The organism is Stenotrophomonas sp. B2, assembly GCF_014947095.1.
GTDB lineage: Bacteria > Pseudomonadota > Gammaproteobacteria > Xanthomonadales > Xanthomonadaceae > Stenotrophomonas > Stenotrophomonas maltophilia_P.
The window spans coordinates 267,575-284,957 of sequence record NZ_JADCQA010000003.1 but is presented as its reverse complement, the minus strand read 5'-3'; the positions used below and the strand labels follow the sequence as shown (position 1 = coordinate 284,957).

14 protein-coding genes are annotated in these 17,383 nt (G+C 68.4%); 11 read left to right on the top strand and 3 right to left on the bottom strand.

Annotated features, from left to right (window positions below; genetic code table 11):
• Positions 1-5 precede the first annotated feature (5 nt).
• Genes IMX13_RS05010 through IMX13_RS05000 form a run of 3 tightly spaced genes read left to right on the top strand, consistent with a single transcriptional unit; the run spans position 6 to position 4,504 of the window.
• Positions 6-1,175 carry a TolC family protein gene (locus IMX13_RS05010; protein WP_319637168.1) on the top strand — a complete coding sequence of 390 codons (1,170 nt, stop codon included), beginning with the start codon at positions 6-8 and terminating at the stop codon, positions 1,173-1,175.
• Positions 1,156-3,321 (top strand): type I secretion system permease/ATPase, encoded by a 2,166-nt coding sequence (locus tag IMX13_RS05005; RefSeq protein ID WP_193395915.1) that lies wholly within the window; start codon positions 1,156-1,158, stop codon positions 3,319-3,321. The genes IMX13_RS05010 and IMX13_RS05005 overlap by 20 nt, the downstream gene beginning before the upstream one ends.
• On the top strand, positions 3,314-4,504 hold the full coding sequence (locus IMX13_RS05000; RefSeq protein WP_005414746.1) for an HlyD family efflux transporter periplasmic adaptor subunit: 1,191 nt from the start codon (positions 3,314-3,316) through the stop codon (positions 4,502-4,504). Before IMX13_RS05005 ends, IMX13_RS05000 begins: the two co-directional genes overlap by 8 nt.
• On the opposite strand, the gene IMX13_RS04995 is transcribed toward IMX13_RS05000, so the two are convergent.
• A complete protein-coding gene (locus IMX13_RS04995; protein ID WP_065182966.1) occupies positions 4,485-5,432 on the bottom strand; it encodes a LysR family transcriptional regulator in 948 nt (315 codons plus the stop codon). The two genes, IMX13_RS05000 and IMX13_RS04995, sit on opposite strands and share 20 nt — an antisense overlap.
• 93 nt (positions 5,433-5,525) lie before the next feature.
• Between IMX13_RS04995 and IMX13_RS04990 the strand changes: the two genes are divergently transcribed.
• The gene (locus tag IMX13_RS04990; protein WP_193395914.1) at positions 5,526-6,719 is read left to right on the top strand and encodes an MFS transporter; all 1,194 of its coding nucleotides are present in this window, start codon (positions 5,526-5,528) and stop codon (positions 6,717-6,719) included.
• A 22-nt stretch (positions 6,720-6,741) separates the two neighbouring features.
• Here the strand turns inward: IMX13_RS04990 and IMX13_RS04985 are convergent, their stop codons facing one another.
• Positions 6,742-7,395, bottom strand: a complete 654-nt coding sequence (locus IMX13_RS04985) for a response regulator transcription factor (protein ID WP_065175264.1) — start codon at positions 7,393-7,395, stop codon at positions 6,742-6,744.
• Entirely contained in the window at positions 7,388-10,417 is a 3,030-nt protein-coding gene (locus IMX13_RS04980) for a sensor histidine kinase (RefSeq protein ID WP_193395913.1), read from the bottom strand. Before IMX13_RS04980 ends, IMX13_RS04985 begins: the two co-directional genes overlap by 8 nt.
• Positions 10,418-10,513: 96 nt before the next feature.
• On the opposite strand from IMX13_RS04980, the gene IMX13_RS04975 reads away from it, so the two are divergent.
• The 7 genes from IMX13_RS04975 (at position 10,514) to IMX13_RS04945 (ending at position 17,288) form a co-directional block, all read left to right on the top strand.
• Positions 10,514-10,849 carry a hypothetical protein gene (locus IMX13_RS04975; protein ID WP_111185936.1) on the top strand — a complete coding sequence of 112 codons (336 nt, stop codon included), beginning with the start codon at positions 10,514-10,516 and terminating at the stop codon, positions 10,847-10,849.
• 78 nt (positions 10,850-10,927) lie between these two features.
• The gene (locus IMX13_RS04970; protein WP_065175261.1) at positions 10,928-11,344 is read left to right on the top strand and encodes an AraC family transcriptional regulator; all 417 of its coding nucleotides are present in this window, start codon (positions 10,928-10,930) and stop codon (positions 11,342-11,344) included.
• A complete protein-coding gene (locus tag IMX13_RS04965; RefSeq protein WP_065175260.1) occupies positions 11,341-11,997 on the top strand; it encodes a hydrolase in 657 nt (218 codons plus the stop codon). Before IMX13_RS04970 ends, IMX13_RS04965 begins: the two co-directional genes overlap by 4 nt.
• Before the next feature lie 2 nt (positions 11,998-11,999).
• Positions 12,000-12,419 (top strand): DoxX family protein, encoded by a 420-nt coding sequence (locus IMX13_RS04960; RefSeq protein WP_065182957.1) that lies wholly within the window; start codon positions 12,000-12,002, stop codon positions 12,417-12,419.
• Positions 12,420-12,538: 119 nt separating this feature from the next.
• Positions 12,539-14,386 carry an amidohydrolase gene (locus IMX13_RS04955; protein WP_193395944.1) on the top strand — a complete coding sequence of 616 codons (1,848 nt, stop codon included), beginning with the start codon at positions 12,539-12,541 and terminating at the stop codon, positions 14,384-14,386.
• Positions 14,365-15,648 (top strand): alginate export family protein, encoded by a 1,284-nt coding sequence (locus tag IMX13_RS04950; protein WP_193395912.1) that lies wholly within the window; start codon positions 14,365-14,367, stop codon positions 15,646-15,648. The genes IMX13_RS04955 and IMX13_RS04950 overlap by 22 nt, the downstream gene beginning before the upstream one ends.
• Positions 15,642-17,288, top strand: coding sequence for an MFS transporter (locus IMX13_RS04945; RefSeq protein ID WP_065175256.1), 1,647 nt, complete (start codon positions 15,642-15,644; stop codon positions 17,286-17,288). Before IMX13_RS04950 ends, IMX13_RS04945 begins: the two co-directional genes overlap by 7 nt.
• Positions 17,289-17,383: the final 95 nt, after the last annotated feature.

The window sequence follows — 17,383 nt, the reverse complement described above, 5'->3', positions numbered from 1 at the left end:
AGGCTGTGCAGACCGGACTGGCGATCCATCCCCGGGTGCGTGCGGCGCTGAGCGAAGCGGAACGGGCAGGCACCGACGTGAAAATCGCACGGGGGGGCTACTTTCCCGCACTGCAGGTCTCTGGCGGACCGCAGGCCGGACACATGTCCGAGATGGTGTACGACGTCACGCTGTCGCAGATGCTGTTCGACTGGGGCCGGACGCGCAGCCAGGTCGAGGCCGCCAGTGCGACCCAGCGCCGTTATCTGGCAGCGCTGGAGGTCGCCCGGGACGACGCAGCGCTGGATATCATCGAGACCTACCTGGACGTGCTGGTCGCCCGCGAAAGAGTGGTGGCCGTGCGTGACTTCCTGCAGCGGATCGAGGGCGTCCGCGGCATGGCCCGCGACCGCAGCGGCAGCGGCTACGCCGACCGCACCGAGCTGGATCGCGCGCAGCTGGAGTTCGCGCGCGGCCAGGACCAGCTGGCGTTCGAGGAAGGCGCGTTGCGCGATGCCAACAACCAGCTGGCCCTGCTGCTGGGCCGGGATCCTGGCCCGCTGCAGGCGCCGGACCTGCCTGCCGGACGGCGGGCGTGGCAGCGTGACGGCCTGGATGCAGCAATCGAGGCCGCGCCGCTGCTGCGGGAATCGCGCGAGGATGCCGCGGCAGCCGAGGCGGAGCTGGCCGAATCGCGCGCGGCATTGAAGCCACAGCTCAACGTGGAGGCATCGGCGCTGCGCCGCGAGATCGGCGGCCAGATGGAGAACGATTCGGTGGTTTCGCTGCGCCTGCGCATGGATGTCCTGCGCGGCTTCAGCAATTTCCAGCGGCCGGCGGCGGCCCGGCAGCGACTGGAGGCGGCGCAGTGGAGTGCCGACGCCACCCGCCGTGATCTGCGGCGCAAGATGCGTACCTTGTTCGACAACGCCGATGCGCTGGTACTGCGTGAGCAGGCGCTGCAGCAACAGGTGGAGGAGTCCACGCACGTCGGCGGCCTGTATCACGACCAGTTCCAGGTCGGACGCCGCGACATCATCGATCTGCTCAGCGTGCAGCGCGAGCGGATGGAGGCCGAACGCCAGCTGGCAACTCTGCGCATGGAGCGGGTCCGTATCGATTATCGCGCTGCCGCCCAGATCGGGCAGCTGGGCGAGTTGCTTGGAGGGAGGACGCATGCAGACGCCGCGCATTGAATCGACTACCACCGGCAGCGGCAACACGCCGCGCGACCCGCTGCAGGATGGCCTGCTGCTGCTGTGCGAGCGGCTGGGCCGGCCACTGGGTGCTGCCGAGCTGGTTGACGGCATTGCTCTGGAGCAGGGGCGGCTGCCATTGCAGCGGGTGCCACGCGCGCTGCGGCGGGCGGACCTGAACGCGCGCGTGGAGGCCTTCGAGCTGACCGACATCGACGCCTATCTGCTGCCGGTCCTGCTGCTGCTGAACAATGGGAACACGCTGTTGTTGACGGCGATCAGCGATGACCAGGCGCAGGTGGAGGTGCCACAGGCCGAGGGTGGCACACAGGCCATGCCGCTGCAGGCACTGCAGGCGCTGTACAGTGGTACGGCAGTGTTCGCCAAACCGCGCTTCCGCTCGGATGGCCGGGTCGGCGATTTCGCCGCGGGCCGGGGCGAGCACTGGTTCTACGGGCCACTGCGTCAGCTGTGGCGCTCCTATGTCGAGGTGGGGGCCGCCGCATTCGTGGCCAACCTGCTGGCCATCGCGACGGCGATCTTCGCCATGCAGGTCTATGACCGGGTGGTGCCGGTGGCAGCGTTCGACACGCTGTGGGTGCTGGCCAGTGGCGTTGCCCTGGCGGTCATCATCGAAGGGGTGCTGCGCGTCCTGCGCGGGCAGCTGCTGCATGTGCTCGGCAAGCGCATGGACCTGCAGCTGGGAACGCTGCTGTTCGCCCGCGTGCTCGGTACCCGGATCAACGCCAAGCCGGCGTCGATGGGGGCATTCAGTACGCAGGTGCGCGAGTTTGAGGGCGTGCGTGATTTCTTCACCTCGTCCACCGCTGCGCTGCTCAGCGACCTGCCGTTCGTGTTCGTGTTCCTGCTGCTGATCGCGCTGATCGGTGGGCATGTGGTCTGGGTGCCGGTGGTGGCCTGTGTCCTGATGGTGCTGCCGGGCGTGCTCGCGCAGCGCCGGCTGGGTGAGCTGTCGCGGCAGAATCTGCGCGAAGGGGCGATGAAGAACAGCGTGCTGCTGGAGGCCTTTGAACACCTGGAATCAGTGAAGGCCACCCGTGCCGAAGGCCGCAGCCTGAAGCACTGGGAAAGCCTGACGGCGCAGCTGGCGGGAACGGCGTTGAAGACGAGTACGCTCACCGCCAGCCTCAGCCATGGCGCGGCCGTGGTGCAGCAGCTTGCGTATGTGGGTGTGGTTGCCTTCGGTGTCTACCGCATCAATGACGGTGCGATGACCGTGGGCGCACTGGTGGCGTGCTCGATCCTGTCATCGCGGGCGATCGCGCCGCTGGCTCAGGTTGCGGCGGTGCTGGGGCGCTGGCAGCACACCCGCGTCGCCATGGAGGGGCTGGACCAGTTGATGGGCGCCGAGCAGGAGCGCCCACAGGGCGCCCGGTTCGTGCACCGGTCGCGCCTGCAGGGTGCCTACCAGCTGCACGATGTCCGCCTGGCGCTGGGCGAAGGGCCGTGGGTGGTCGACGTGCATGCGCTGTCCATCGCACCTGGGCAGCGTGTGGCGCTGCTGGGCGGCAACGGTGCGGGCAAGTCCAGCCTGCTGCGTGTTCTGTCCGGACTGGTGACGCCGCAGCAGGGACGCCTGCTGCTGGACGATGTGGCGCTGGCACAGATCGATCCCGGTGACCGCGCACGCAACATCGGCTATCTGCCGCAGGATGTGGCGCTGTTCCATGGCAGCCTGCGCGACAACCTCAATCTGGAAGGTGCCGCCTGGCGGGACGAGGAACTGCTGGAGGCGCTGGATGCGGTGGGCATGGGGCCTTTCGTGCGCGGCAATCCGTTGGGGCTGGACCAGCTGGTGATGGGCAACGGCAGCCTGTCCGGTGGCCAGCGCCAGGCCATCGGCCTGGCCCGGGTGATCCTGCAGGATCCGCCTGTCGTGCTGCTGGATGAGCCCACCGCCGCCTTCGACCAGCAGAGCGAGACCCATGTCATCCAGTTCCTGCAGCGTTGGCTCGGCCAGCGCACGCTGGTACTGACCACCCACAAGCGCAGCATGCTGGCCCTCGTCGAGCGTGCCGTGGTGATGCGCAACGGCAGGATCATCATGGACGGCCCATTGGAGCAGGTGGTGCAGGGCAACCAGGTGCAGCCGATCGCCGCGGTCGCAGGAGGACATCATGGTTGAGCGGCAGAAGCGTTCGCAGCGACTGCGGCGCGAGCTTGCGGATCCACTGCTGGCGTCCACGCATCCCGTGTACCGACCGCTGTTGTGGGTGCTGCTGGCGACGGTGGCCATCGCCGTGGGCTGGGCCGCGCTTGCGCAGCTGGACCAGGTGACCCGTGGCGAGGGCAGGGTGGTGCCGTACAGCCGCATGCAGAAGATCCAGAGCCTGGAAGGCGGCATCCTCGATCGCCTGCTGGTGAAGGAGGGAGACCTGGTCGAAGTGGGCCAGCCGCTGGTGCGGCTGGAGGAAACCCACTTCCGCACCAACTACGAGGAATCGGCCAACCAGTCGCAGGTGCTGCGGGCCGCAATCGCGCGACTGGATGCGGAGGTGCTGGGCAAAGGTGCCATCGAGTTCCCGGACGACATTCCAGCCGGGAGCGCGCTGGCACGTTCGGAGCGGGAGCTGTACCAGTCCCGCCGTGCGACATTGCAGCAGAGTTCGGCAGCCATCGGCCAGCAGCTGTCGATCGCGCGCGACCAGCTGCGGATCGTGCGGCCGCTGGTCGCGCGCAACGCCGTCAGCCAGATGGAAGAGTTGAAGCTGACCCAGGAAATCGCCACGTTGACCGGCAAGCTCAGCGAGTTGCGCAACACCTATTTCCAGGAAGCCTATACCGAACGCTCCAAGCTGAAGGCGGAGTTGTCCGCACTGGAGCCGATCGTGCACCAGCGGCAGGACCAGCTGCGGCGCACCGAGATCCTGTCGCCCGTGCGTGGGCGGGTCAACACGGTGCTGATCAATACCCGCGGTGGCGTGATTCCTCCCGGCGAGCCGATCATGGAGGTGATTCCGGTGGAGGAACGGCTGCTGGTGGAAGCCCGCGTCAAGCCGCGCGACGTCGCGTTCCTGGTGCCGGGCATGCCGGCCAAGGTCAAGATCACCGCCTATGACTACACCATCTACGGCGAACTCAGCGGCACCGTCGAGCAGATCAGTGCCGATACCATCGAGGAGGATACGCCGCGGGGCAAGGAATCGTTCTACCAGGTGCTGATCCGCACCGATGGCAGCCAGCTGCGGCGGCACGGCGAGGCCCTGCCGATCATTCCCGGCATGGTGGCGGATGTGGACATCCTGACCGGCAAGCGCAGCGTCCTGAACTACCTGCTGCGACCGTTGATCAAGGCGCGGTTGAACTGAGACCGGGAGTCGGCCGCATGCCATGCAGCTGCGGCAGGGCGGCCTTCATCGCATCGATGAAGGCGCGCAGCCGCGCCGGCTGCTGGCGCGCGGCAGGAAACACCACATGCACCGGCAGGGGCGGCGCTTCCCAGCCCGGCAACAACTGGACCAGGCGGCCGTGCGCCAGATCCTCGGCGACCAGCCAGGCCGATACCACCGCCGCACCCAGGCCCGCACGCGCCGCCTGCTGGACCACGAACAGGTTGTCACTGAGCAGGCGCGGCGTGATCGACAGTGTGTGCGGACGCCCGCGTGCGTCGTACAGCAGCAGGCGTTCGCGGTAGTAGGTGACGAGGGAGATCCAGGGCAATGCCTGCGCCTGTGCAGCGGTGGTCACCGCATCGGGATCAACCAGCGAAGGCGCGGCGACCACGATGCGTGGGACTTCGGCCAGCGGCAGCGCGACCATGCGTGGCTCGTCCACCGGGCCGACCCGCACCGCACAGTCGACGCCCTCGGCAATGAAGTCCGGGCGCCGGTCTTCGAGGATCCACTCCAGGCTCAACTGTGGATGCCGGGCGAGGAAGGCGAGCATGGTCGGCAGCAGCTGTGCCTGTCCAAACGCATGCGGCACCATCACACGCAGGCGCCCACGCAGCACGTCGGGTTGTCCCTGCAGTTCGGCCTGGAGCGTTTCCCATTCCTCCACCACCCGCTGCGCGTGCCGCTGGCAGCGCATGCCCTCCTCGGTCAGCTGCAGACCATGCGTGGACCGGTGCAGCAGTCGCAGGCCCAGTTGCCGTTCCAGTGCCTGCAGGCGGCGGCTCACGGTGGGCTGGGTGGTACCCAGCTGCACGGCGGCGGCAGACAGGCTGCCGGCGTCGACGATGCGCAGGAAGGTGCGCAGCAGGTCGAGCCGGTCGGCGCCCGGGGCCATGTCCATCATACGCACCATGTATGAAAAGTATTCATTTGATCCTACTACAGACGTGAGGCGAATAGGCGCAGGCTAGCTCCCGTTCCCTGACTGGAGTTGCTGATGTCCACCCCCACGCTTTCCGTGACCGCCCCGCCGGTCGTGGCTCCTTCCACCTCCCTGGTACTGGCGATGGCGGCCGGTGCCGGGTTTTCGGTGGCATCGCTCTATTACAGCCAGCCGATGCTGGGACTGATCGCCCAGGACCTGTCCGCGGGCGAGCGCGCGGCAGGTCTGGTGCCGACCCTGACCCAGCTCGGCTATGCGCTGGGCATCCTGCTGCTGGCGCCCTTGGGGGATCGTTTCGACCGCCGGTCGCTGATCCTGCTGAAGTCCGCGCTGCTGTCGGTTGCACTTGCCGCAGCGGCCGGGGCGGGGCACCTGCCGGGCCTGCTGATGGCCAGCCTGCTGGTCGGGTTGATGGCAACGCTGGCCCAGGACATCGTGCCTGCCGCTGCGGCGCTGGCACCGGATGCGCAACGCGGGCAGGTGGTCGGACGGGTGATGACCGGTCTGCTGCTGGGCATCCTGCTGTCGCGCGTGGTCAGCGGGATGGTGGCCGAGGCCTGGGGCTGGCGCACCCAGTTCGTGCTGGCGGCCGTGTCCGTGGCGGCGATGGGGGGGGTGATGGCGCGTGCACTGCCCCGCTTCGCACCCACCAGCACCCTGCGCTATCCGGCGCTGCTGGGCTCGTTGCTGTCGCTGTGGCGGGAGCAGCCGCAGCTGCGCCGGGCGGTGGCGAGCCAGTCGTTGCTGGCGGTGGGTTTCAGCGCTTTCTGGTCAACCCTGGCGCTGATGCTGCATGCGCGTCTGGGACTGGGCAGTGCTGCCGCCGGCGCCTTCGGTATTGCCGGTGCGGCGGGCGCGCTGGCGGCGCCGTTCGCCGGTCGCTTCGCCGACAGGCTGGGCAGCCCCGCAGTGGCACGCCTGGCGATCATGGTGGCATTGCTTGGCTTTGCACTGCTGCTCGCCGAATCGTGGCTGCCCGCAGCGGCACTGCTGCCGCTGCTGGTGGCCAGCGCACTGCTGTTCGATTTCGGCTTCCAGTCGGCTTTGGTGGCCCACCAGACACTGGTGTATGGCCTGGCGCCCGCCGCACGCAGCCGTCTCAATGCAGTGCTGTTCACCGGCATGTTCATCGGCATGGCGGCCGGAGGCGCACTTGGCAGCCTGGCATTGGCGCAGTGGGGGTGGCATGGGGTGGCATGGCTGGCGACGCTCTGTGCCGGTGGCAGCCTGCTGATCCGCCTGCGCTGAGCGCTGCGCGCGCAGCCGCGCGTCAATCGTGGCCGCTGTCGTCCAGGCTGATGATGCCGCGGCGCAGGGCCTGGGTGACCGCATGGGTGCGGTCGCCGACGCCCAGCTTGTCCATCAGGCTCTTCATGTGCGCTTTCACCGTCTGCTCCGAGATCTGCATGCGTTCGCCGATGCGCTTGTTCGAGAGTCCGCCGGCAACATGCCGCAGCACCTCGGTTTCGCGCGGCGACAGCCGGTCCTCCACCACGTGCGCGGCGATGCTGGCGGCCACCGCGGGTGGAATAGGCGCACGGCGACCACCGGCCACCATGCGGATGGTATCGATCAGTTCATGGCGCAGCATGTCCTTGAGCAGATAGGCGCTGGCACCGGCCTGCAGGGCGCGCACCGCGCGCACGTCGCCGCGGTAGGTGGTCAGCACGATGATGCGGGCACGCGGGTCGAGCGCGCGGATCCGCATGATGGCCTCGACACCGTCCAGCCGGGGCATCTGCAGGTCCATCAGCACCACGTCCGGTTGCAGATGCTGGTACTGCGCGATGGCTTCTTCACCGTCGGCAGCTTCGCCCAGCAGCCGCAGGTCCGGCTGGGCGCCGAGCAGGGCCGCCAGGCCGTCGCGCAGCAGCGGGTGGTCATCGACCACCAGCACGCCGATGGGAGGGGAGAGCTCAGTCATGGTCAGGTCTGCTCCAAGGCCAGCGCCAGCGCGACGGCCTTCGGTGATAGAGGCGGCGCGCGGGGACCGACAGCGCCACTTCGGTGCCCAGGCCGGGCCGCGTCCACAGCTTCAGCGCCGCGCCCAGCCGCTGCGCGCGCTCGCGCATGCCCTGCAGCCCCCAGTGGCCGGCACCGGCATGGTCGTCGGCAATGCCAACGCCGTCATCGCGGACATGCAGCAGGAAACAGCGGACACCGTAGGACAGCTCGACCTCGATGGCGCTGGCCTGCGCATGCCGCAGTGCATTGCGGATCGCCTCGCGGCCGATCAGGAACACCTCCTCGGCAGCATCCGGCTGCAGGCGGGGCGGGGTGCCTTCCACGGTCAGGCGCAGTGGGTTGGTGCCCTGGCCGGCGTACTCAGCGTGCACATCGGCCAGGGCCGAGGCCAGATCACGACCCGCGAAGGGACCGTCGCGCAGGGCGTTGACCCGTTCGCGGCCCTCGGCCAGATTGCGTTCGGCCAGCTGCATCGCCGATTCCAGCTGGCTGCGCACGGTTTCCGGTGTCTGTGGTGACTGGCTGATCGCGTGCAGGCGCAGGATCAGGCCCTGGCTGCCCTGCAGCAGCGTGTCATGCAGGTCACGGGCGATGCGCTCGCGTTCGCCGTTGCGCTCCTGCAGCCGGGCCCGGAACAGCGCGGCCAGCTGTCCGCTGCGGATCCGTACGGCCATCACCAGCACCGCCAGCACCAGCAGCGCGCACAGCAGCTTGAACCAGACCGTCTGCATGAAGGTCGGTGCGATGCGGAAGCTGCGATGCGCCGGCACCCGGCTCCAGATGCCGTCTTCGTTGGCGGCCTCCACCTCGAAGCGGTAGCTGCCGGGGGCCAGGTTGGTGTAGTAGGCGCGGGTGCTGCTGCCGGCGTCCTGCCAGTCCTCGTCGACACCCGACAGTCGATAGCGGTAGCGGTTGCGTTCGGGCCGGGCCAGTGAAAGGGCCACGTAGTCGATCTGCAGCTGGGTGGTACCAGCGGGCAGGCGCATATTGTCACGCAGTGGTTCGTGCACGTTGCCGTACAGCACATCGCCGATGCGGACGCTCGGCGCCATGCTGTTGACGTGCGCGTGGGTCGTGTCCAGCCATGCCAGGCCCTGGTTGGTGGCCAGCCAGAGCAGCCCGTCACCGGCCAGCACCGCCGTGGAGATCGGACCGCTCTGCAGGGCGACGCCCGGCATGCCGTCCACGGCATCGAACAGGCGCGGCGTCACCGGCAGGCCGGCGCGCAGCGCGTGCCGCAGATGCGCGCTGTCCAGACGCACCAGGCCGCGGCTGCCGTTGAGCCAGAGCCGGCCCTGTGCATCGGCCACCATGCCGGTGATGCCTTCGAGCACGCCCGCAAGGTCGGTGCGTACCGGCATGAAACGTCCGCCGCCCAGGCGTGCGGCCAGGCCCGATTCGCCGGCGACCAGCAACAGATCGCGCTGCTTCAGCAGGGCAGTGACCGGCCCCACTGACAGCCCCTGCGCGGCACCGAAGGTCTCGATCGTACTATCACCCAGATGGCGCAGGCGTCCATCGGCATACCCCAGCAGCAGCTGGCCGTTGTCGTCCATTGCCAGGGAGGAACAGGCCTGCTCGGGCAGGCGCGTTTCGCGCTGCCAACGGCCCTGCGCGTAATGCAGCACGCCGCGCTCGCCGGTACAGACCCAGGCCTGCTCGTCATCGGGAAACAGCAGGGCGTGCAGCGGCTGGCCGGTGAACGGCGCCGGCAGTGCGATCCGTGCCGTCCTGCCGTCACGCGTGCGCGCGAGATTGACCCAGTCGAATTGCCAGATCGGCGTCGGCGCGCCGCGTGCAGCGGCTTTCAGTTGCGCGCCACTGCCGTCGAGCAGCTCCCGGCGCAGGTCATAAGGTGCCAGATCCTCGCCGTAGCCATACACGCGGCCATCGCTGGCACGGACCAGCGAGCGATACGGATCGGCAGGACCGGCCGACAGCGTTTTCACGCTGCGCGCGCGGAAGCGGTTGAGGCCGAGATTGGTGCCGACCCAGATATTGCCTTCGCGGTCGGCCATGATCGGCACGGCCGACGTTGCGGTCAGGCCATCCGGTGAATCGAAACGTTCCATGCGCACGGCGCGCCTGCCATCGAACGTGACCCTGGCGACCCCACCGTGCGGGCTCATCGTCGCCCACAGCGCGCCATCAGCGGTGAACTGCAGCCGCGCAGCGACCAGCTCCGGCAGGCGGCGTGCTTCGCGCTCGTGCTGTGGCAGCACACCCTCCGCGTTGGCCAGCGGCGAGGTGCCGCGCACGCGGTCGGCCAGCCACACCTCGCCCAGCGGGCTCTCCACCAACGTGGCCATCTGCGAGACAGCGATGCCGGTGTCCTCGAAGCGGACGGCACCCGGCGCGCGTTTCCAGATCTTCAGGTCGGCCAGCACCCAGAAGGTATTGCGGCTGTCCTGCAGGACCCACTGCACGCGCCGCTCGGGCAGGCCTGCGCTGGCCGGTGGCGGCCGCCAGCGCTTGCCGTCGAACCAGCGCAGCCCGCCGTTGATGGCGGCCCAGCGGCGCCCCTGCTGGTCGCGGCTGAAGCGCGGCACCACGCCGACCGGAACCCCTTCCGCGCGCCCGAAGTTGCGCAGCTGGCCATTGGCGAACTGGCTGATGCCCGCCTGGAAATAGCCGATCCACAGCGCATCGCCATCGCCGGGCACCAGGGTGACCATGTTGGTGGAGGGAAATCGGCTGCCGGGCGGTGCGGGCTGCCGCTCGAAGCGACGCCCGTCGAAGCGGTACAGCCCGGAGCCGGTGGCCAGCCAGAGCAGGCCGTCGCGATCCTGGGCGATGTCCCAGATATCGCCGGGTGCGCCCTGTCCCACCCGCCAGGCGGTGTGCTCGTAGCCGGGCAGCCCGCTGCTCACTGCCGGGCGCTGCACGGCGTGGGCGGGCAGGGCGATGCACAGCAGCAGGCACATCAGCAACGCCGTCAGGCGACGCAGGGAAGGGAAGGGGCAGCCATGCATGCAGCGCATTCTCGCAGGTGCGGGGCAGTGCGGGGTGACCCGAACGGGGTAGGCGCCTGCCGCGGCACTCGGCTATCACGCCGGCATGGACCACAGAGACTCTCCATGCAGCGCCTGTTCGTGATGTTTCCTGACCGCGGTCCCGGCGCCGGCCTGTTGTGGCTGCGGCTGTGCGTGGTCGCAGCGCTGTGCGTGCGCCCGTCCGACGCGGGCTGGCTGCTGACGGCTGCCTGCCTGCTGGTCGCCCTGTCGCTGCTGCTGGGGGTGCTGACGCCGCTGTCTGCGCTGCTGGCCGTGCCGTGCCTGTTCTGGCAGTCCGTGCCGTGGGCCCTGGCGTTGCTGCCGTTGGCCCTGCTGGCACTTGGGCCGGGTGCCTACTCGCTGGACGCGCGGCTGTTCGGACGACGTGTGCTGGAGCGACGGTCTCCCCCATTCGGGTAGGTGCTGCCCTCGTCCGTCGGGGGTAGGGCATCGTGCCGGCGCCCCGCACCATGGGGCACCCCGTCGTGGCACCCCTCCATGGCTACCGTATCCCGCCCTGTTCCGACCGTCGCGGCGCTGCCGCCCCGGCAGGCTGCCGCTCTGCAGCGTGCGCTGCATTACATCGATGAACATCTGTCACAGCCGATGCGGGTCACCGAGCTGGCTGACGCGGCCTGCGTGAGCCGCTTCCATCTGGTGCGGCTGTTCCGCACCGGAACCGGCGCGAGCCCACTGCGCTACGTGCGCCGCCGCCGTATCGAGCGTGCCCGTCAGCTACTGCCCGTCGTGCAACTGCCGATGTCCTGCCTGGCGCAGCAGCTGGGCTTCTTCGACCAGAGCCATTTCGTCCGCAGCTTCCGCGCGGAGACCGGCTGCAGCCCCGGCCAGTACCTGGCTGGAGATGCAGCCCTGTCCCTTCCCCCTGCCCTTGTTCGCAACGGAGTCCATCCATGAGCCTCGCTACCGCAATTCCTGCCAAAGGCCTGCTATCGCCCACCGATCACGCACTGGTCCTGATCGATTTCCAGTCGCAGATGGCATTTGCAACCCACACGATCGACATCTCGGCGCTGCGCAACAACGTCGCGCTGATCAGCAAGGGCGCGCAGGGTTTCAATGTGCCCGTGGTGCTGACCACGGTCGCGGAGACCTCGTTCTCCGGCCCGATGTTTCCGGAGCTGCCGGTGATCTTCCCCGGGCAGAAGGTGTTCGATCGCACCTCCATGAACACCTGGGAAGACCAGCCGGTGATCGATGAGATCAATCGCATCGGCAGGCGTCGCCTCGTAATGGCCGGGCTGTGGACCAGCGTGTGCATCGTGGGGCCTGCGCTGTCAGCGCTGGAGCAGGGTTTCCAGGTGTACGTGATCACCGACGCCTGCGGCGATGTCAGCGTGGAAGCACATGAGCGGGCGATCGCCCGCATGGTGCAGGCCGGTGCGGTGCCGATGACCAGCGTGCAGTACCTGCTGGAGCTGCAGCGCGACTGGGCGCGCGGCGAGACCTATGGCCTGACCACCGGCATCGCCCGTGATCACGCGGGCGGTTACGGCATCGGCATCCAGTACGCCAAGACCATGTTCGGCGCCCAGGAAGGCGGGCACTGACCATGGATCCGGGGCTCGACCTGGCGCTGCTGATCCTGCGCGTGGCGGCGGGCGGCTTCCTGCTGCCCCACGCGCTGGGCAAGCTGTTCGGCTGGTTCGGTGGCCCTGGCCTGAGCGGTTTCGCGGCCGAACTGCGTGGCTTCGGCCTGCCGTCGGCGGCGCCTCTGCCATTGCTGCTGGCCGGGCTGCAGGTGCTGTCCGGAATGGCCGTACTGCTGGGCTGGCAGACACGCATCGCTGCGCTGGCCGCAGCGGCGTTCATCGGCTTCACCGTGCTGCTGGCCGTGCCCAAGGGCTGGTTCTGGATGCGCGCCGGCGCCGAGTACCCCCTGATGTGGACCCTCGTCCTGCTGGCCATCGCGCTGGCCGGGCCGGGAGCCTGGGCGCTGGACAGCCCCGTATTTCCCGGAGACATCGCATGAACCATGAGCCACTCGATCCCGGCCGCCGCAGCGTCGTACTGGGCACCGGCGCTGCCGTGGCGCTGGGCCTTGCCGGACAGGCCGGTGCCGCCCTCGATTCCGCCCCCAAGGAGCGCCGCATGCACACACTGGTCATCCGCAACGCCCGCATCACCACGCTCGATCCACACCGTCCGCATGCACAGGCGCTGGCCGTACAGGAAGGGCGCATCATCGCCGTAGGCAGCGATGAAGAGATCATGCGTGGTTGGGGAGCCGAAGCCACGCTCATCGACGCACAGGGCAGGCGACTGGTGCCCGGCCTCAACGACAGTCACACCCACCTCATCCGTGGTGGCCTGAACTACAACCTGGAGCTGCGCTGGGACGGGCTGCGTTCGCTGGCCGATGCAATGGCCATGCTCAAGGCACAGGTCGATCGCACCCCGGCGCCGCAATGGGTGCGCGTGGTGGGGGGCTTCACCGCCGCCCAGTTCCACGAGAAGCGCCTGCCGACCCTGCAGGAGCTCAACCAGATCGCACCGGATACGCCCGTGTTCCTGCTGCACCTGTATGACCGCGCGCTGCTCAACGGGGCGGCGCTGCGTGCATGCGGCTACACCCGCGAAACGCCGGACCCGCCCGGTGGCCAGATCGTGCGCGATTCGCTGGGCAACCCCACCGGCCTGCTGCTGGCCAAGCCCAATGCGTTGATTCTGTATGCGACGCTGGCCAAGGGGCCACGCCTGCCGGTCGAATACCAGGCCAACTCCACCCGTCACTTCATGCGCGAGTTGAACCGGCTCGGCATCACCTCGGTGATCGATGCCGGGGGAGGCTTCCAGAACTATCCCGAGGACTACCAGGTCATCGAGCAGCTGCACCGCGACGACCAGCTGACCGTGCGTATCGCCTACAACCTGTTCACGCAGAACAAAGGCAAGGAAGTGGATGACTTCCGTGGCTGGAGTGAGATCCTGCAGCCCCGCCAGGGCGATGATCTGCTGCGCCACAACGGCGCCGGCGAGATGCTGGTGTTCTCGGCAGCGGACTTCGAGCTGTTCAGCGAACCACGCCCCGAGCTGCCGCCGGAACTGGAGCCGGAGCTGCATGATGTGGTGAAGCTGCTGGTGCAGAAGCGCTGGCCGTTCCGCATCCACGCGACCTATGACGAGAGCATCGGCCGCATCCTCGATGTCTATGAGCAGGTCAACCGCGAAGTACCGTTCGATGGACTGCACTGGTTCATCGATCACGCCGAGACCATCACCCCGCGCAACATCGAGCGGATCCGGGCACTGGGTGGAGGCATTGCGGTACAGCACCGCATGGCCTACCAGGGCGAAGCGTTCGTCGAACGCTATGGCGTGCAGGCGGCACGGCACACGCCGCCGGTGAAGCGCATGCTGGCCGAAGGCGTGCCGGTCGGCGCCGGCACCGACGCCACCCGCGTGGCCAGCTACAACCCCTGGGTCGCGCTGTCGTGGCTGGTCACCGGGCGCACCGTCGGCGGCCTGGCGCTGTATGGGGAGGAGAACCTGCTGGAGCGCGAGCAGGCCTTGCGCCTGTGGACGCAGGGCAGCGCATGGTTCTCCGGCGATGAAGCGGTGAAGGGCACCTTGAGGGAAGGCCAGTTGGCCGATTTCATCCTGCTCTCGGCCGATTTCTTCCGCGTCGAAGATGCCCGCATCGCCGACATCACCAGCGTGCTTACCGTGGTCGGTGGCCGCATCGTGCATGCCGGCGAAGACTATGCCGGACTGGCGCCGCAGCTGCCGCCGGCGATGCCGGACTGGTCGCCGGTCAACCGGTTCGGGGGGTATCACGTGGGCGGCGCGGCCACCGGCCTGGCGATGGCGCATCACCATCACCATGGTGCGGCCTGCAGGACCCACGGTGCACACGACCATGCCGCGCGCCACGCAGTACCCAGCAATGATCTGACCGCATTCTGGGGTGCGATGGGATGCTCGTGCTTCGCATTCTGAGCCTCGCCCTGCTGGCCGCGCCGTCCCTTGCGCTCGCCTGCGAGGGGGGCTACTGCAGCGATGCCGCTGATGGCACGTTGCAGTGGGATGCCTCGATGCGTCTGCGCGGCATGTACTACGACCCGACCCGCTTCGGTATCGGCGGCGGCGAGGATGGCTACGGCCTGCTTCGCGCATTGGCGTCGGCCACCTACGGTGAACGCGACTGGAAGGCGATGCTGCAGCTGGGCGTGCACGGCGAGCGTGGGAGGGCCGGTGGACCTGGCAGGACCGATCGGGGTGCGCTGGACGTGCAGCAGGCGTACTGGCGCTGGCAGCGCGGCGGCCTGCATGTGCAGCTCGGGCGGCAGGAGGGGGGCCATGGCAGCTCGCGCCTGCTGTCGGTGCGCGACGGACCGAACATCCGCCTCGCCTTCGATGGTGCCAGGGTCGGATGGGAGGGGGGACTGGGCGTGCTGGAGCTGATGGCACTGCGTCCGGTGGAGAACCGGCCGGGTGCGTTCGATGACCGTGGCGAACGCGGTGCGCATCTGTGGGGTGCCTATGCAACCACGGCGCCAGGCCAGGGTCCGGGCCAGTGGGACCTCTATCTGCTGGACTATCGCCGGGAGGACGCCCGCTTCGCGGCAGGCGCCGGCATCGAGCGCCGGCAGACTCTCGGGGCGCGCTGGTTCGGCCAGGCCGGATCGTTGGACTGGAACAGCGAGCTGGTCGTGCAGGGCGGTGAGCTGCGGACCACCAGCGAGCAGCTTGATATCCGCGCGTGGACGCTGGCCACCGATACAGGTTGGCGTTGGCCGCAACTGCCCTTGCAGCCACGGCTGGGACTGAAGGCCGACATCGCCAGTGGTGATGGCCGCCGGAACGACGCCCGGCTGGGCACCTTCAATGCCCTGTTCCCGAAATCGGCCTACTTCAGCGAAGCCAGCCTGCTGGCGCCGGCGAACCTGATGGACGTGCAGCCAACCCTCACACTGCGGTTGCACGAATCCGTCACCACTGAACTGGGCATGCAGATGGCCTGGAAGCACCGCCGCGCCGATGCGGTGTACACCACGCCCGCACCGCTGGTGGCGTTGCCCGGCAGCGCAGGCGGCGCGCGCAGGATCGGCCGCCAGTACAAATCCGAAACCCGCTGGCAGGCCAGTGCACACTGGCAGTGGCAGCTGCAGCTGGCCTGGGTCGATGCCGGTCCTGCGCTGACGCAGGCCGGTGGCCAGGACACGTTGTTCGCCTCGATCGTTGGAGCATGGCAATGGTGAATGCACGCACATCGCAACCTCCCGCACCGGCCGCAGGTGCCTGGTCCCCGCTGAAGATCCGCATGTTCCGCTCGATCTGGCTGGCGATCCTGGCCAGCAACATCGGTACGTGGGTCAATGACGTGGCCGCGGCCTGGGTGATGGCCGAACGCACAGGATCACCGTTGATGGTGGCCCTGGTGCAGTCAGCCACAACCGTACCGATCGTGCTGCTGGCACTGGCCGCAGGAACCCTGGCCGACATCGTCGATCGCCGCACGTACCTGCTGGCCACCCAGGGATGGATGCTGGCAGTGGCGGCCTTGATGGCGGTGCTGACCTCGCTCGGCATGCTGACGCCGCAGCTGCTGGTGCTGCTCACGTTCTGCATGGGATGTGGCGCGGCGATGGCGATGCCGGCGCAGGCAGCGATCGTCTCCGAGCTGGTTCCGCAGCCGATGCTGCCGTCGGCAGTGGCGCTGAATTCGATCGGCATCAACATCGCCCGTTCGATCGGGCCTGCTGTCGGTGGCCTGATCGTCGCCCAGCTGGGAGCCGTGTGGGCCTTTGGCTTCAATGCCATCACCTTCGCTGCGATGCTGTTCGTGGTCTGGGGCTGGAAGCGTGACCCGAAGGCATCGAGCCTGCCGCCGGAAGGCTTCGGTGCCGGACTGAAGGCCGGACTGCGCTATGCCAGCCGCGCCGGGCGTCTGCAGGCGGTGCTGATCAAATCGGTCGGCTTTTTCTTCTTCGCTGCGGCGATGAACGCATTGTTGCCGGTAGTGGTGCGAGGGCAGATGCATGGCGGTGCAGGGCAGTACGGCATGCTGCTGGGCTGCATCGGCATCGGCGCGGTTGCCGGGGCGCTGCTGCTGCCTAGATTGCGCGCACAGCTGGACCGCGATCTGCTGGTGTTGCTGGCGACGCTGGCGCTGGCACTGAGCCTGGTTGGACTGGCGCTGACCCGCAGCTGGTACCTGCTGCCGGTGGTGATGCTGGTGAACGGTTTTGCCTGGATCACGGTGCTGTCCTCGTTGCAGATCGCCGCACAGACGGCGGTTCCTGCCTGGGTGAGGGCGAGAGCGCTGGCGCTTTACATCATGGTGTTCTCGGCAGGCATGGCCGCCGGTGGCCTATGCTGGGGCGCGCTGGCGCAGCGAACTTCGCCGGAACTGGCGCTGCTGGTTGCGGCAGCAGGCGCGGTCATCGGCGGGCTGCTGGTGTGGAGGGTGCGTATCGCTGGCACCGAAGATCTCAACCTGCGCCCTGCGGGTCATTGGCCGGCGCCCGAACTGTCGGTGCCGGTCTCCAACGATCGCGGGCCGGTGCTGGTGACGATCGAATACCGCATCGATGCCGCCGACCGTGCATCGTTCCAGGCGCAGATGCGCGCGCTGGGCACGGTCCGGCGCCGCGACGGTGCGGTAGTGTGGGGCGTGGTCGAAGATGTGGCCAGCCCGGGCATCCATCTGGAGTATTTCGTGACCCCGTCCTGGCTGGAGCACCTGCGCCAGCACGAACGCATCACGGCCGACGACAAGGCGATCCAGGAAGTGCTGCGTGCCCTGCACCGTGGTGAACGCGCGCCGGTGGTACGTCATTTCGTCGGCGGGCATGACCCGTTGCCCACGGCGGTACCGCACCATCACAGCGATATCTGACAGGTAGCGCCGGGCAATGCCCGGCGGATGCTGGATACGTTCGCTGGGCAATACCCGTCGCTACCCCGCAGGAGCGGCGGCGCAGTGGGGCGCCG

Excerpts from the sequence above, each read along its gene's own strand:
- IMX13_RS05005 (WP_193395915.1), top strand. The coding sequence starts at position 1,156 with ATGCAGACGCCGCGCATTGAATCGACTACCACCGGCAGCGGCAACACG.
- IMX13_RS05000 (WP_005414746.1), top strand. The coding sequence starts at position 3,314 with ATGGTTGAGCGGCAGAAGCGTTCGCAGCGACTGCGGCGCGAGCTTGCG.
- IMX13_RS04995 (WP_065182966.1), bottom strand. The coding sequence starts at position 5,432 with ATGATGGACATGGCCCCGGGCGCCGACCGGCTCGACCTGCTGCGCACC.
- IMX13_RS04990 (WP_193395914.1), top strand. The coding sequence starts at position 5,526 with ATGTCCACCCCCACGCTTTCCGTGACCGCCCCGCCGGTCGTGGCTCCT.
- IMX13_RS04985 (WP_065175264.1), bottom strand. The coding sequence starts at position 7,395 with ATGACTGAGCTCTCCCCTCCCATCGGCGTGCTGGTGGTCGATGACCAC.
- IMX13_RS04980 (WP_193395913.1), bottom strand. The coding sequence starts at position 10,417 with ATGCGCTGCATGCATGGCTGCCCCTTCCCTTCCCTGCGTCGCCTGACG.
- IMX13_RS04975 (WP_111185936.1), top strand. The coding sequence starts at position 10,514 with ATGCAGCGCCTGTTCGTGATGTTTCCTGACCGCGGTCCCGGCGCCGGC.
- IMX13_RS04970 (WP_065175261.1), top strand. The coding sequence starts at position 10,928 with ATGGCTACCGTATCCCGCCCTGTTCCGACCGTCGCGGCGCTGCCGCCC.
- IMX13_RS04965 (WP_065175260.1), top strand. The coding sequence starts at position 11,341 with ATGAGCCTCGCTACCGCAATTCCTGCCAAAGGCCTGCTATCGCCCACC.
- IMX13_RS04960 (WP_065182957.1), top strand. The coding sequence starts at position 12,000 with ATGGATCCGGGGCTCGACCTGGCGCTGCTGATCCTGCGCGTGGCGGCG.
- IMX13_RS04955 (WP_193395944.1), top strand. The coding sequence starts at position 12,539 with ATGCACACACTGGTCATCCGCAACGCCCGCATCACCACGCTCGATCCA.
- IMX13_RS04950 (WP_193395912.1), top strand. The coding sequence starts at position 14,365 with ATGCTCGTGCTTCGCATTCTGAGCCTCGCCCTGCTGGCCGCGCCGTCC.
- IMX13_RS04945 (WP_065175256.1), top strand. The coding sequence starts at position 15,642 with ATGGTGAATGCACGCACATCGCAACCTCCCGCACCGGCCGCAGGTGCC.